Annotated in this window: 14 protein-coding genes; all 14 read left to right on the top strand. The window is 65.0% G+C overall.

Features of this window, described 5'->3' with window-relative positions:
* Position 1 precedes the first annotated feature (1 nt).
* Entirely contained in the window at positions 2-1,054 is a 1,053-nt protein-coding gene (locus ACIU1A_RS15220) for an ADP-ribosylglycohydrolase family protein (RefSeq protein WP_404927637.1), read from the top strand.
* Positions 1,051-2,034 (top strand): PfkB family carbohydrate kinase, encoded by a 984-nt coding sequence (locus tag ACIU1A_RS15215; protein ID WP_404927636.1) that lies wholly within the window; start codon positions 1,051-1,053, stop codon positions 2,032-2,034. The genes ACIU1A_RS15220 and ACIU1A_RS15215 overlap by 4 nt, the downstream gene beginning before the upstream one ends.
* Before the next feature lie 40 nt (positions 2,035-2,074).
* On the top strand, positions 2,075-3,136 hold the full coding sequence (locus ACIU1A_RS15210; RefSeq protein WP_404927635.1) for an ABC transporter substrate-binding protein: 1,062 nt from the start codon (positions 2,075-2,077) through the stop codon (positions 3,134-3,136).
* 65 nt (positions 3,137-3,201) lie between these two features.
* Positions 3,202-4,071: an ABC transporter permease gene (locus ACIU1A_RS15205; protein WP_404927634.1), complete on the top strand. Its 870-nt coding sequence runs from the start codon at positions 3,202-3,204 to the stop codon at positions 4,069-4,071.
* Positions 4,071-4,859, top strand: coding sequence for an ABC transporter permease (locus ACIU1A_RS15200; RefSeq protein WP_404927633.1), 789 nt, complete (start codon positions 4,071-4,073; stop codon positions 4,857-4,859). Before ACIU1A_RS15205 ends, ACIU1A_RS15200 begins: the two co-directional genes overlap by 1 nt.
* Positions 4,859-5,923 (top strand): ABC transporter ATP-binding protein, encoded by a 1,065-nt coding sequence (locus ACIU1A_RS15195; protein ID WP_404927632.1) that lies wholly within the window; start codon positions 4,859-4,861, stop codon positions 5,921-5,923. The genes ACIU1A_RS15200 and ACIU1A_RS15195 overlap by 1 nt, the downstream gene beginning before the upstream one ends.
* A gap of 58 nt (positions 5,924-5,981) precedes the next feature.
* Positions 5,982-7,232 (top strand): aconitase X, encoded by a 1,251-nt coding sequence (locus ACIU1A_RS15190; protein WP_404927631.1) that lies wholly within the window; start codon positions 5,982-5,984, stop codon positions 7,230-7,232.
* Positions 7,229-7,675 carry an aconitase X swivel domain-containing protein gene (locus ACIU1A_RS15185; RefSeq protein WP_140521548.1) on the top strand — a complete coding sequence of 149 codons (447 nt, stop codon included), beginning with the start codon at positions 7,229-7,231 and terminating at the stop codon, positions 7,673-7,675. Before ACIU1A_RS15190 ends, ACIU1A_RS15185 begins: the two co-directional genes overlap by 4 nt.
* A 246-nt stretch (positions 7,676-7,921) precedes the next feature.
* Complete coding sequence (locus ACIU1A_RS15180) at positions 7,922-8,518, top strand: thioredoxin family protein (RefSeq protein ID WP_404927630.1); 597 nt, start codon at positions 7,922-7,924, stop codon at positions 8,516-8,518.
* Between the two features lie 27 nt (positions 8,519-8,545).
* Entirely contained in the window at positions 8,546-10,171 is a 1,626-nt protein-coding gene (locus tag ACIU1A_RS15175; RefSeq protein ID WP_404927629.1) for an FAD-binding protein, read from the top strand.
* The gene (locus tag ACIU1A_RS15170) at positions 10,168-10,494 is read left to right on the top strand and encodes a ferredoxin family protein (protein ID WP_140499901.1); all 327 of its coding nucleotides are present in this window, start codon (positions 10,168-10,170) and stop codon (positions 10,492-10,494) included. Before ACIU1A_RS15175 ends, ACIU1A_RS15170 begins: the two co-directional genes overlap by 4 nt.
* 13 nt (positions 10,495-10,507) lie before the next feature.
* Positions 10,508-11,344, top strand: coding sequence for an ABC transporter ATP-binding protein (locus ACIU1A_RS15165; RefSeq protein WP_404927628.1), 837 nt, complete (start codon positions 10,508-10,510; stop codon positions 11,342-11,344).
* Between the two features lie 12 nt (positions 11,345-11,356).
* Complete coding sequence (locus ACIU1A_RS15160; protein WP_404927627.1) at positions 11,357-12,256, top strand: ABC transporter permease; 900 nt, start codon at positions 11,357-11,359, stop codon at positions 12,254-12,256.
* Between the two features lie 36 nt (positions 12,257-12,292).
* On the top strand, positions 12,293-13,312 hold the full coding sequence (locus ACIU1A_RS15155; protein WP_140582289.1) for an aliphatic sulfonate ABC transporter substrate-binding protein: 1,020 nt from the start codon (positions 12,293-12,295) through the stop codon (positions 13,310-13,312).
* The last annotated feature ends 42 nt before the right edge of the window (positions 13,313-13,354 follow it).

Genomic DNA, 13,354 nt, shown 5'->3' with positions numbered 1-13,354 from the left:
GATGCCGGAGAACGAGCTTGAGATGGACTGCGCCATGGGTGCGCTCGTCGGCGGGGCGCTGGGTGACGCGCTCGGCATGCCGACGCAGCTTCTGTCGCCTCAGCGCATCGCCGAACTCTACGGCCATGTCGAGGATTTCGTCGCGCCCTTTGCCGATCATCCGGTGTCGAAAGGGCTGCCGGCCGGGACTATCACCGACGATACCGAGCAGGCGCTGCTGCTCGGCCGCATCCTGGTTGCCTCAGGCGCCCGCTTTGAGCATGCGCGCTGGGTCAACGCGCTGCTCGACTGGGAGCGCGAGGTCAAGGCGCGCGGCAGCTACGATCTGTTGGGACCGTCGACCAAGCGTGCCATCGACGCCATCAACAAGGGCGTGCCAGCCGAGGAGGCTGGGCGCGGCGGCGACACCAACGGCGCGGCCATGCGCATCGCGCCAGTCGGCATTATGATGCAGCCGGAGCCGCTGGATGCGCTCGTCGACAAGGTGGCCGAGACCTGCCGGGCGACACACAACACCTCGATCGCCATTGCCTCCGCCGCGGCGGTCGCGGCCGCCGTCAGCCGCGGCATCGCCGGCGGCGACTGGCGCGCCGCGTCCGACAGCGCTGTCGCGGCGGCGAGGCGGGGGGCTACACACGGCCACTGGGTGACCGGCGGTGACATCGCCGCGCGCGTCGCCTGGGCGCAGGATCTGGTTCGCGGCAAGGCGCCGCAAGATGCGGTCCGGCTGATCACCGATCTGGTCGGCACCGGCGTTGCCAGCCAGGAGTCCGTTCCGGCCGCTTTTGCTGTGCTGGAGGTCGCCGGCGGCGATGCTTGGCAAGCGGCGGTCATCAGCGCCAATCTCGGCGGCGACACCGACACGATCGGCGCCATCGCCGCAGGCATGGCCGGCGCCTGCACCGGCCTTTCACGATTGCCGCAGGACCGCATCGCCCGCCTCAAAGGCTTTGACATGGCGGGCGTTCGTGCGCTCGCCGCCGATCTCGTCGCGGCGCGGACCTCGAACAGTCGCCTGGAGCAGGCCGGCCCCGGCAAGGACGCGGCGGCATGAGCGCGCGTCTCGTCCATATCGGTAGCGCGGTGGTCGACTATGTCTACCGTATCGATGCCTTGCCGGCGCCGGGCACGGAGAAGACGGCTTCGAGCTATGCGCAGGTCGCCGGTGGCGGTTTCAACATGATGGTCGCGGCAATCCGCACCGGGATGAAGGTGGTATTCGCAGGCCAACTCGGCAGCGGACCCAATGGCGACTTCCTGCGCGCCGCCTTCGCCGTCGAAGATATCAACATTCTGACGCAGCCTTCGCCTCTGATGGATAGCGGCAACTGCGTCGCCATGATCTCCAGCGATGCCGAACGCACCTTCGTGTCGTGGCCGGGGGCGGAGAGCGTGCTCAGCCCCGACATGATGGCTCCGGTGCTGGTCTCGACCGAGGATTGGGTGTTCACGTCAGGCTATACGCTGAGCTATCCCGGCAGCCGCGACGCGCTCACCGACTGGATCGAGACGCTGCCGGCGGACATTCCACTTGTCTTCGACCCGACGCCGGTCGTTTCGGACATTTCGCGCGCCACCCTGTCGCGGGTGCTCGCCCGCACGACCTGGCTGAGCTGCAATACGACGGAAGCCGCCGACATTGCCGGCCCGGGCGATGCCGACGCCCTTGCGGCGCGATTGCTTGCCGATCATTGTCCCAAGGCCGACGGCGTCGTCATCCGCTGCGGCGCCAGGGGCTGCCATATCCGACTGGCGGACGGTTCCGCCGGGACCATTCCCGGTTTCAAGGTGGCGGCGGTCGATACCAACGGCGCCGGCGACACTCATATTGGCGCCTTCGTAAGTGCGCTCGCGCGCGGCATGCTGCCTTTCGAGGCGGCGCGCTACGCCAATGCGGCGGCGGCCATTTCGGTCACTCGCCATGGCGGTTCATCCGCGCCCACAGACGCGGAGATCCGGACTTTCCTGAGCCATGCCGACGGTGGCTCGACCGGCGCGCGAGGCCAGAACCGGAAGGCCCATCAGACAGCCTGATTAAGCCCGGGAAGCGGGCAAACAAAAGAGAGGAACGAACATGCGCATGCCTGACTTTACTGCCCTGCTGACGGCGACGGCCGTCTTCACCTCCGCACTTACTTTTGCCGCCAAGGCCGATGAAGTGCACGTGCTCAACTGGAAGGGCTACGGCGCCGACGAGCCATGGGCGATCGCCGCCTTCGAGAAGGCGACCGGCCATAAGGTGGTCAACGACTTCTTCAATTCCGAACAGGAAATGCTGACCAAGATCCGCACCAATCCCGGCCTCTATGACGTCGTCATGATCAACGCCGCCTTCAACGACCAGGCGATGGCTGAAAAGCTGATCCAGCCGATCGACACCTCCAAGCTGCCCAACTATGCCGATATCAGCAAGGACAAGGCGAACTCGCCGATGCTCGACCATGACGGCAAGGTCTATGGCGTGCCGTGGGTGTGGGGCCTGACCGCCCTTGCCATCAACGAAAAGTCCTTCGACAAGCCGCCGACGTCGATCGCCGAAATGTGGAACCCCGCCCACAAGGGCCGCGTCGTCATCCGCGACGACGCCGTCGAGGCGGTGCAGTTCGGCGCCATCGCGACGGGCCAGAACATCAACGACATCAAGGATATGGACGCGGTCAAGACGAAGCTCACCTCGCTGATGCCGCAGATCAAGACCTTCTGGAGCTCGGAGAACGACTGGAACCAGATGGTGGCTTCCAACCAGATCGACATCGGCACCTATTGGAGCGGTTCGGCCGACCGCGCCAAGACGCATTTCAAGCTGCCGGTCTCGCTCGTGATCCCGCAGGAAGGCGCCGTCGCCTGGCTGGACGCCTTCTCCATCCCGGTCGGCTCCAAGAATGTCGCGGGCGCCGAAGCCTTCATCAATTACATGATCGATCCGAAATTCTATGTCGAATGGGTCACCAAGGTCGGTGCACCGGTGTCGGCCAACACCAAGGCGGTGGAAGCGTTGCCCGAGGATTCGTTCAACCGCAAGGTGATGGGTGATCCCACAGTCGCCAAGCGCATCCAGTTCCAGGCTCCGATCACCGATGCGCAGCGCAAGGCCTATCTGGCGCTCTGGCAGCAGCTCAAGGTCGACGTGAAGTAAAACCCGCGCCAGGGCCAGCCGGCGTTCGCGCCGGTTGGTCCTTCCAATCCGGGGAGGAGGATAGCATGGCAGCAGAGGGTGCGGTCGCAGTGCGCGGCGGGCTGAGGTCGGCACTGCCGCTGCTGGCGCCCGCCTATCTCTGGCTGACGGTGGCGATCTTCCTGCCGTTGTCGGCCATGGTGTTCTTCTCGTTCATGACCGACCTGCCGCTGACGGGAAAGCCGTGGGCGTTCACGCTTGGCAACTACGCCGCCTTCTTCTCGCAAAGCCTGTACGTGACACTGCTGCTTGCCTCGCTGCGCCTCGGCCTCGAGGTGACCTTGTGGTGCATCGTCATCGGCTATCCCGCGGCTTATGTACTGGCCAAGGTGCTGAAGGGGCGCAGCCGCGAGGCGATCTTCCTGCTCGTCATCCTGCCGTTCTGGTCGAACGGGCTGGTGCGCATCTTCTCCTGGGCGATGGTTTTGCGCGAAGGCGGCATTCTCGACACCGCGCTCAACGCTGTGCTGCCGTTCAAGATCAACATCGACCTCATGTATTCCTATCCGGCGATCATCATCGGACTGGTGCACTCCTATGCGCCCTACATGGTGCTGACCTGCTATCTCACTTTGCAGGCGATCGACGATTCATTGCTCGAGGCCGGACGCTCGCTCGGCGCCTCGCGGCTGCAGGTGCTGAAGCGGGTCATCATCCCGCTATCGATGCCGGGCCTGGTGGCGGGCGCGGCCCTCATATTCGTGCCCGTCGTCGGCTCCTTCATGGAGCCGCGGATCCTCGGCGGCCGCAGCGGTACCTTTTACGGCACGGTGATCGAGGACCAGTTCGTCGCCGTGTTCAACTGGCCGCTGGGGGCCGCACTCTCCTTCATTCTGCTGGCCGTCGTGCTGATCATTCTGGCGCTGGCCGCACCGGTGCTGCGGAGGGTGGCGTGATGGCGACGACACGTATCCTGGAGTGGCTCGGCCACCTCTATATCGCGGTGCTGCTCGCCTTCCTGTATTTGCCCATCATTATCATGGCGCTGATGTCGTTCAACGTCTCGCCATTCTACCAGCTGCCGTTCGAGTGGACGACGGAATGGTACGCCTCGCTGTGGCAGAACGACCAGCTCATCGCCGCCACCTGGAACAGCATCGAGATCGCCGTCATCACCACGGTCATCTCGACCGTGCTCGGCTCGGCGGCGTCCCTGGCGCTCTACCGCAATGAATTCCGCGGCAAGAAATTCCTGCAGGCGCTGTTGTTCCCACCGATCGCCATTCCCTGGCTGATCACCGGCACGGCGATGCTGATCTTCTTCTTCGGCATCGGCATTGGACGCGGCCTGTTCGCCATCCTGCTCGGCCATGTCGCGCTGGCGCTGCCCTATGTCATCGTCGTCGTCTCGGCCCGGCTGCAAACCTTCGCGCCGGAGCTGGAAGAGGCGGCACGCTCGCTCGGGGCCAATCAGTGGCAGGTGACGAACCGGGTTACGCTGCCCTGGATCATGCCGGGTGTGATCGCGGGCGGCTTGTTTGCGTTCGCCGTGTCGTTCGACCAGTTCGTGGTGTCCTACTTCCTGGCGACGCCGGGGCAGACGACGCTGCCGGTCGAGATCTACGCCGCGATCCGCAAGGGTTTCACGCCCGAGATCAACGCGGTCTCCACCATCATCATCGTGGTGTCGATGGCGCTGATGCTGCTCACAGCGCGCTTCTTCAAATTCGGCGGAGAGAAATAATGGCGGGCGTCCAGGTATCAAACGTCTCGCGCAGCTTCGGCGCGCACAAGGCGCTGGACGACGTCTCGATCGATTTCGTCGATGGCGGCTTCTACGCGCTGCTTGGGCCATCAGGCAGCGGCAAGACCACGCTGCTCAGGCAAATCGCCGGCTTCGATTTTCCCGACAGCGGCCGCATCGCCATCGGCGGCGAGAGCGTCGAGCGGGTACCGGTCGAGAAGCGGCGCATCGGCATGGTGTTCCAGAACTACGCGCTGTTCCCCAATATGAGCGTCGCCGACAATGTCGCCTTCGGCCTGTCGGTGCGCGGCGAGGCCAAGGCGGTGATTGCCACCGAGGTGCAACGCGCGCTCGACCTCGTTCAGCTCGGCTCGCTCGGCGGTCGCAAGCCGCATCAGCTCTCCGGCGGCCAGCGCCAGCGGGTCGCGCTGGCGCGCGCCATCGTCACCAAGCCACGCGTGCTTTTGCTCGACGAGCCGCTCGGCGCGCTCGACAAGGCGCTGCGCGTCGACATGCAAATCGAGCTCAAGCGCATCCAGCGCGAGATCGGCATCACAACCATTTTCGTCACCCACGACCAGGAAGAGGCGCTGACGATGAGCGACCGCATCGGTATCTTGCGCGATGGCCGGCTGGTGCAGGAAGGGCCGCCGGAGGAGATCTACGACAGGCCGAAAAGCGAATTCGCCGCCATCTTCCTCGGGGATGCCAACATCTTTCGCGGCGATACCACCGGCAACGGCATCCGCTTGGCGGACGGCACGACGATCGCCGCCGGGGCCGGCGCCAGGCTTGCCGCCGGCGCAAAGGCAAGCTGCGCCGTGCGTCCGGAGCGTATTCGGATTGCCCTGGATGCCGGAACTTCGGACGGCGATGCCAACATACTGAAGGGCCAGGTTTGCAAACGCATCTTCGCCGGCAACAACAGCACCTACTTTGTCGAGCGTGCCGGCCAGACGCTGAAGGTCATCGTCCAGAACACCGGCGCTGACAGGCTGGCGGAAGGTCAGCATGTCGTACTACGCTGGTCGCCGGAGAGCACGGTGTTGATCCCTGCGGGGTAGTTCACTGAACTGCTGGCGTTCCTTCGCGCCATAAGATCGAGTAGGGGCCAGAGCGGCAATGACGTTGGAATTGACTGCCGAGGACCAATCCATGCTCGACGGCGAGCAAGGGCCGTCGGCGGCCGCGGCCATGAAGATCCTCGTCGCCTTTTCCAAAGCCGTCGGAGCGGACAGCCTCCTCGACATTGCCGGCGCCCATATCGATGGCTGCCTCTACCATGGCACGGCAGGGCTCGATTTCGTCGAACGGCTGGTCGAGGGCGGCGGCCGCGTGCAGGTGCCGACGACGCTCAATGTCGGCTCATTCGATCTCATCCATCCCGGCATGGTGAAGATGCCGGCGGCGGAGGAAGCGCCGGCGCGGCGGCTGATGAAGGCGCATATCGAGCTCGGCTGCCAGGCGACCTTCACCTGCGCGCCCTACCAGACGCGGTTCCGGCCCGGTTTCGGGCAGCAGATCGCCTGGGGCGAATCCAACGCCATCGTGTTTGCAAATTCGGTGATCGGCGCGCGCACCAACCGCTATGGCGATTTCATCGACCTGTGCTGCGCCATGACGGGCCGCGCGCCGGCCTGGGGCCTGCATCTGAGCGAGAACCGGCGCGGCCGCATCCTGTTCGAGCTGGACTTTGCTGAGCCAGAGCCGAGCGACGCCCTGTTCGTCGGCGTCGGACTGATCATCGGGCAACCCAGCGGCGATCGCGTTCCGGTTGTCACAGGTCTGCCACGGCCGCGCGACGAGGACCAGCTGAAGGCGCTGGGCGCGGCAGCAGCGACTACCGGCGCCGTGGCGCTGTTCCATGCGGTCGGCATCACGCCGGAAGCGGGAACGCTCGACGAGGCGTTCCATGGTCAAGCGCCGGAAGAGACGATCCGCATCACGCGCGCCGAGATCGATCATGCACTGGCCAAGCTGTCGCGCGTACCCGACGGGGCGCCGCTGGCGGCCGTGTCGCTGGGCACTCCGCATTTCTCGCATGCGGAATGGATGCGCCTGCTGCCCTTGCTGCGTGCCATCGCGCCGGGCAGGGGCATCCCGATCTATGTCAACACCGGTCGCGCGACGCTGACGCGATTGCAGGAGGAGGGCGCGCTTGATGGCACACAGGCGTTCGGCCTGATCCCCGTCGCCGACACCTGCACCTATGTCACTGCGATTCTGGAACGGCTCGACGGCGTGGTGATGACCAATTCCGGCAAATGGGCGCATTACGCTCCGGGCAATATCGGCGTGACGGTTGCGTTCGCGGATATGGCGGATTGCATCCGCTCCGCCGCGGTGGGGCATGTCGTGCGGGGCGCGTCATGACCGCGCCGGTGGAACCGGGCGTCGTCCAGCGATCCGGCACCTTCCAACTGGCCGGGAGTGCCGAGGGTCGGGCGTTGGTATTCTCGCAACCGCTGAGCTTCTGGGGCGGCGTTGATGCCACGACAGGCGACATAACGGATCACTCGCATCCTGGCCTCGGCCAGAACGTCGCCGGGAAAATCCTGATCATGCCGAGCGGGCGCGGTTCCTCGTCTTCATCCTCGGTGCTGGCCGAGGCAATCCGCAGGGGCACGGCGCCGGCCGGCATCCTCCTGGAACGGCCTGACCCGATCCTGGCAGTGGGCGCCATCGTCGCGGAATTTCTCTACGGGATCAGCATGCCGCTGGTGGTCTGCGAGATTGACGGCATTGTTTCCGGCGAGCGGATCGCGATCGATGTCGGCGGGGACAGGGCAATTGTCCGCAAGGAAACCGTTTCCTGACCAAGCTCGACGCGGACGACGAAGGCAGTTGGCGCTTCGCTCCCCGCCAAATCTCATTTCTTTCAAAACGGCCTTCCGTTCGAACAAACTTTTCGCCCGGCCCGAAACATTGGCAGGATATTCCAAGCGGCGCGGTTGACCGGAGGCGGGTTGTCTAGCCTATAATTCTACTAAATTGATAGACTAACTTCGTCCGGCGCTGCACGGCATGGCCCGTCTGAGCGGCAGCAAGAAGGGAGCGCATCAATGCCGAAGACAGAATCCAACTCGATCGAGCTTGGCACCAAAGCGGCCGATTTCCTGCTGCCCGACGCCCAAGGCGTGCTGCACCGGCTCGGCGATTTCGATGCAAAGCCCGCCTTGCTCGTCGCCTTCATCTCCAACCGCTGCCCTTTCGTCGTGCTGATCCGCGAGCAGCTTGCCGCTTTCGCCAGGGAATATGCGGGCAAGGGGCTGCAAGTGGTGGCCATCAATGCCAACGACCATGAGGCGCATCCCGAAGAGACGCTGGCCCGCATCGGCGAGGAAGTGGAGAAATTCGGCTATTCCTTCCCCTATCTCAAGGATGCCTCGCAGCAGACGGCGAAAGCCTATGGCGCGGCCTGTACACCCGACTTCTTCCTGTTCGGCGCCGACCGACGGCTTGCCTATCATGGCCAGTTCGACGATGCGCGGCCGGGCAACGGCAAGGCGGTGACGGGCGCCGATCTGCGCGCGGCGGTCGACGCGGTGCTGGAGGGCGGCAGGCCCGCCGCCGACCAGGTGCCGTCGATCGGCTGCAACATCAAATGGAGCGCCGGCAATGAGCCGGCGTGGTTCTCGGGCGCTGCGCGCGCTGCTTAGCGCCTCGCACTCCTTCGCAGAGCATCCATGTCCATGCCTCAAAAATCCGCGTCCGACAGGCTGCAACTCCAGGCCGACGTGCTCGTGCTGGGCGGAGGCCCGTCCGCAGCCTGGGCGGCGGTCGCCGCTGCCGAAAGCGGCGCGCAGGTGGTGCTGGCCGACAAGGGCTATCTCGGCACCAGCGGCGCCACCGCGCCGTCTAATACGGGTACCTGGTGCGTACCGCCGGGCGACAACAGGCATGCGGTGGTCGAGCGACGCTGGCAGCGCACCGGCGAGCTTGCGGACCAGCGCTGGATGCTGCGCTGCGTAGACACGGCCTATCGCAACCTGCTCAGGCTTTCCGAGTGGGGCTATCCGTTCCCGAGCGAGGATGACGGCCGGCTCTACATCGCCAATCTGCGCGGGCCCGACTACATGCGCTTCATGCGCCGCCGTGTGCTTCTGGCTGGCGTTACCGTGCTCGACCATCATCCGGCGCTGGAACTCCTGTCGGATGGCGATGCCGTCGTAGGCGCGGCCGGTATCGGCCGGCAGGCCGGCCAGGACTGGCGCGTCGACGCCAACGCAGTGGTGCTGGCGACCGGCGGCTGCGCTTTCCGTGAGCGCATCCTCGGCGGGACTGGACTGACCGGCGACGGCTATCTGATGGCGGCGGAGGCCGGCGCCAGCCTGTCGGGCATGGAGTTTACCGGCAAATACACGTTGGCGCCCTTTGGATCTTCGCTGAACAAGGGGCTGCCGTTCCGCTGGGCCTCGTTCCATCGCGAGGATGGATCGCCGATCCTGGGCCCTGCCGGTGAGCCGCTGCGCAACGGCATCGGCGACCGCGAGGACGAGGTGGCGCGCGCATTGATCGGGGGACCGGTCTATGCGCGCCTCGATCAAGCGGAACCAGCGCTGCAAGGCTGGTTGCGCCAAGGGCAGCCGAACTGCTTCGTGCCTTATGACCGCGCCGGTGTCGATCCATTCACCGAGCTGTTCCGCATCACCCTGCGCGCCGAAGGCACGGTACGCGGTACCGGCGGCATCGACATCGTCTCCGACGACTGCGCCACCGGCGTGCCCGGCCTCTATGTCGCAGGCGACGCCGCCAGCCGCGAGATCATGACCGGAGCGGTATCGGGCGGCGGCGCCGTCAATTCCTCCTGGGCGCTGGCCAGCGGCTGGTGGGCGGGCAAGGGCGCCTCGACCCATTCGAAGCGTCGCGGCGGCAGGGCGTTCCGCGACACCGTCGAACCACTCGGCCAGGCCGGCCTGCGCCCGGCGGCCTCGCCGCGTGCCGACATCGCTGCAGGCGAGGTCATCGAGGCGGTGCGCAACGAGGTGACGCCGCTCGACAAAAATTTCTTCCGCAACGGCGAGAGCTTGGAGAAAAGCCGGGGGCGGCTGGAGAGTGTCTGGCGCGACGTGCGCGACCATCTGCGGGGCGAAGGGGTGGACCGGGTCCGCGCGCGCGAGGCGGCCTCGATCGCCGCCGCGGGGCGCTGGTCGGTGGCGGCCGCGCTGCATCGGACAGAAAGCCGCGGCATGCATCGGCGCACCGATCTGCAGGGCAAGAACCCGGCCCTCGCGCATCGGCTGGTCATCACCGGCGTCGACGACTTCCGCATTGCCGGGGCGCCGGAGCGCCTGGCGGAGCTGGCGTCATGATCGAGATCGTCTCGGCCGCGCGCTGCGTCGAATGCGACATCTGCGTCAAGGTGTGCCCGACCAATGTGTTCGACGCTACCAAGGACGGCGCGCCTGTGATCGCCCGTCAGGACGACTGCCAGACCTGCTTTCTCTGTGAAATCTACTGCCCGACCGACGCGCTTTACGTGGCCGAGTTCGCCGAGGGGCCGACCGGCATCACGGAAGCGCAGGTCGAGGCACGTCAACTGTTCGGCGGCTACGCCCGCGCGCTCGGCTGGAAGCGCGGCAAGGCCGGCGGCTCTGAATTCGACCCGACGCACCGCATCCGCGTGGCGCAATAGGAAGCGACAGGAGATGGACCGCATCGTCGTCAGCGATATCAAGAAGACCTTTCTGCTCAAGCCGGGGCAGTTCGTCACCGTCGACGGCGAGGAGACCGACCGCGTCACCGTGCTCGACGGCGTCGATCTTTCGATCCGCAAAGGCGAGTTCATCACTTTGGTCGGCCCGAGCGGCTCGGGCAAATCTGTGCTGCTCGACATCATCGGCGGGCTGACGCAGGCGAGCGGCGGCGATGTCCAGCTCGACGGCCGGCGCATCACCAGGCCGGATCCTAAGACCGGCTATGTCTTCCAACAATATGCGCTGTTTCCCTGGCGCACGGCGCTGGCCAACATCGAATACGTGCTGGAGGTGCGTGGCGTCGCCAAGGCCGAGCGCACGGTGACGGCGCGCCATTTGTTGTCGTTGTTCGGTCTTGCCGGTTTCGAGGACCGTTTCCCCAACCAGCTCTCCGGGGGCATGCAGCAGCGCGTGGCGATCGCCCGCGCCTTGGCGAGCAACCCGGAAGTGCTTTTGATGGATGAACCCTTCGCCGCACTCGACCAGCAGACGCGCGAGCTCCTGCAGGGCGAGTTGCTGCGGATCTGGGGCAAGATCAAGACAACAGTGATCTTCGTTACCCATTCGATCGACGAGGCAATCTTCCTCGCTGACCGCGTGGTGGTGATGACGGCGCGGCCGGGCGCGGTGAAGGAGATCATAGACATCGACCTGCCACGGCCGCGCGACGGGGACATCCGCGCCAGCGCCGGATTCAACGGATATCGCGGCCGCGTCTGGGACGCGCTGCGCGATGAGGTCAACAAGGCGCAAAAGGACTGGACGCTGTCGCCAGCCTTCAGTCATTGAGGAGGTAGAGCCATGGCTTATCTTACCGAAAAGTTCGGCCCTGCCGGCGCTCTTCATCTGTTTGCCGGCGCCGGCGAGACGGCGGCCGCCGCAAGAGTCCCGGCCATCACCGCCCACAGTGCCAAGGTCCGGCGCAAAGGGACGAGCCACGGGACTTTCCTTTACGGCTTGCCGCTGCTCGGCCTGTTCTTTCTCGTGTGGGAAATCGCGCCACGGCTCGGCTGGCTGAACCGCATCTTCTTTCCGCCGCTGAGCGAGGTGCTGGTCGCTTGGTGGAACCTGCTCGCCTCGGGCGTTCTGGTCGAACATATCGGCATCAGCCTGCAGCGCGCTGCGATCGGCTTCGCTCTCGGCGTGGTGGTGGCCGTTCCGCTCGGCCTGCTGATGGGGCGCTACTCGCTGTTCGAGAAGGTCTCTGACCTGCTTGTGCAGACGCTGCGCAACACCTCGCAATTCGCGCTGCTTCCGGTGTTCATCCTTTTGCTCGGCATCGGCGAGGAATCGAAGGTGGCGATCACCTTCTACTCCTCGGTCTTCTTTCTGCTGGTCAACACGATCAGCGGCGTCAAGTCGGTCGATCCGCTGCTGATCAAGGCGGCGCGCTCGATGGGTACGTCTGACTTCGACCTGTTCCGGAAGGTTATCCTGCCGGCCAGCATCCCCTCTGTTGTCGCCGGCGCAAGGCTGGCGGTGAAGTCGTCGCTGTTCGCGGTGATCGGCGCCGAGATGCTGGCGGCCAAATCCGGCCTCGGTTTCCTTATTCAGAACTCGCAGTTGATGATGGAAACGGCGGACATGTATGCCGGCATCCTGACGCTGACCGTCATCGGGCTCACCGTCAACTATTTGCTCGTCTGGTTCGAGCGCTGGGCGACCGCCTGGAAAGGCCAGTCCGAGTCCTCGCTCATCTGAGCCGTTCACTCATTCCAATCAGCAAGGATTTTCCTCATGTCCAACATTGCATTCGACGGATTTCGCCGGCTGTTCCTGAAGGGCGCCATTGCCGTCGTCATCGGCCTTGGCGGCATGCCCGCCTTCGCGCAGGACAAGCCCGAATTCATCCGCATCGGCAGCACCGCGCCGGGGCACCTCAAATTCGTCCTCGCACAGAAGGACGGCTGGTGGGAAAAGGAGTTCGCCAAGGACGGCATCAAGGTCGAACTTGTCACCTTCAATGGCGGCTCCGAGGCGACGACGGCGCTTGCGACAGGCGCCATCGAATTCACCTATACTGGCAACAATCCCGCGTTGCGCGTCGCCGCCTCCGGCGCCGATGTCAAGCTGATTGGCCTGTCGAGCTATGTGCGGTCGGGCGGCTCGTATATCGTGGTCAAATCCGACTCTCCACTGAAGACGCTGCAGGACCTCAAAGGCAAGAAGGTCGCCTATCTCACCGGTACGGTGCGGCACTCGAATTTCAGCAAAGCGCTGAACAGCGTCGGCCTGACGACCGGTGATGTCGAGGGATTGAACCTGCCTTTCGAGGCATCCGGCCCGGCACTGCTGCGCGGCGACATCGACGCCCTCGTCGAAACGGATTCGACCGCGGCCAAGCTGGTCGACACCGGCGAGGCACGGGTGCTCTTCGACACCAGCACCCATCCGGAATGGAACGTGCCGAACGTTATTTCGGTCAACGGTGCCTTCGCGGCGAAATATCCCGACCTGGTCAAGCGGCTGCTGAAGGTCGACATCGAGATTTCGCGCTGGGCCGATGCCCATCCCGACGAGACGATCAAGACATTCGTCGAGGCGACCAAGTCGTCGGAGAAATCGGTACGCAAGACCTATGCGGACGGCGTTTTCCACCAGGATCCGAGGCTGACCGACGATGCGATCGAGGCGCTCAAGGGCGAAGAGAAATTCATGGCCGGTGCCGGGCTTTTGAAGGGCTCGATCGACTACGGCAAATGGATCGACAAGAGCTTTGTCGACGCGGCCGGCGCGGAAGTCGCAGCCGTCCAGTAGCGGGCGTGCTGAACGGGCAGGGGTTCCGGCGCCGCTCCATTT

Source organism: Mesorhizobium maamorense (assembly GCF_044998965.1).
GTDB lineage: Bacteria > Pseudomonadota > Alphaproteobacteria > Rhizobiales > Rhizobiaceae > Mesorhizobium.
The sequence above is the reverse complement of the archived record's forward strand: the minus strand, read 5'-3'. Positions and strand labels throughout refer to the sequence as shown.

Excerpts from the sequence above, each read along its gene's own strand:
- ACIU1A_RS15220 (WP_404927637.1), top strand. The coding sequence starts at position 2 with ATGCCGGAGAACGAGCTTGAGATGGACTGCGCCATGGGTGCGCTCGTC.
- ACIU1A_RS15215 (WP_404927636.1), top strand. The coding sequence starts at position 1,051 with ATGAGCGCGCGTCTCGTCCATATCGGTAGCGCGGTGGTCGACTATGTC.
- ACIU1A_RS15210 (WP_404927635.1), top strand. The coding sequence starts at position 2,075 with ATGCGCATGCCTGACTTTACTGCCCTGCTGACGGCGACGGCCGTCTTC.
- ACIU1A_RS15205 (WP_404927634.1), top strand. The coding sequence starts at position 3,202 with ATGGCAGCAGAGGGTGCGGTCGCAGTGCGCGGCGGGCTGAGGTCGGCA.
- ACIU1A_RS15200 (WP_404927633.1), top strand. The coding sequence starts at position 4,071 with ATGGCGACGACACGTATCCTGGAGTGGCTCGGCCACCTCTATATCGCG.
- ACIU1A_RS15195 (WP_404927632.1), top strand. The coding sequence starts at position 4,859 with ATGGCGGGCGTCCAGGTATCAAACGTCTCGCGCAGCTTCGGCGCGCAC.
- ACIU1A_RS15190 (WP_404927631.1), top strand. The coding sequence starts at position 5,982 with ATGACGTTGGAATTGACTGCCGAGGACCAATCCATGCTCGACGGCGAG.
- ACIU1A_RS15185 (WP_140521548.1), top strand. The coding sequence starts at position 7,229 with ATGACCGCGCCGGTGGAACCGGGCGTCGTCCAGCGATCCGGCACCTTC.
- ACIU1A_RS15180 (WP_404927630.1), top strand. The coding sequence starts at position 7,922 with ATGCCGAAGACAGAATCCAACTCGATCGAGCTTGGCACCAAAGCGGCC.
- ACIU1A_RS15175 (WP_404927629.1), top strand. The coding sequence starts at position 8,546 with ATGTCCATGCCTCAAAAATCCGCGTCCGACAGGCTGCAACTCCAGGCC.
- ACIU1A_RS15170 (WP_140499901.1), top strand. The coding sequence starts at position 10,168 with ATGATCGAGATCGTCTCGGCCGCGCGCTGCGTCGAATGCGACATCTGC.
- ACIU1A_RS15165 (WP_404927628.1), top strand. The coding sequence starts at position 10,508 with ATGGACCGCATCGTCGTCAGCGATATCAAGAAGACCTTTCTGCTCAAG.
- ACIU1A_RS15160 (WP_404927627.1), top strand. The coding sequence starts at position 11,357 with ATGGCTTATCTTACCGAAAAGTTCGGCCCTGCCGGCGCTCTTCATCTG.
- ACIU1A_RS15155 (WP_140582289.1), top strand. The coding sequence starts at position 12,293 with ATGTCCAACATTGCATTCGACGGATTTCGCCGGCTGTTCCTGAAGGGC.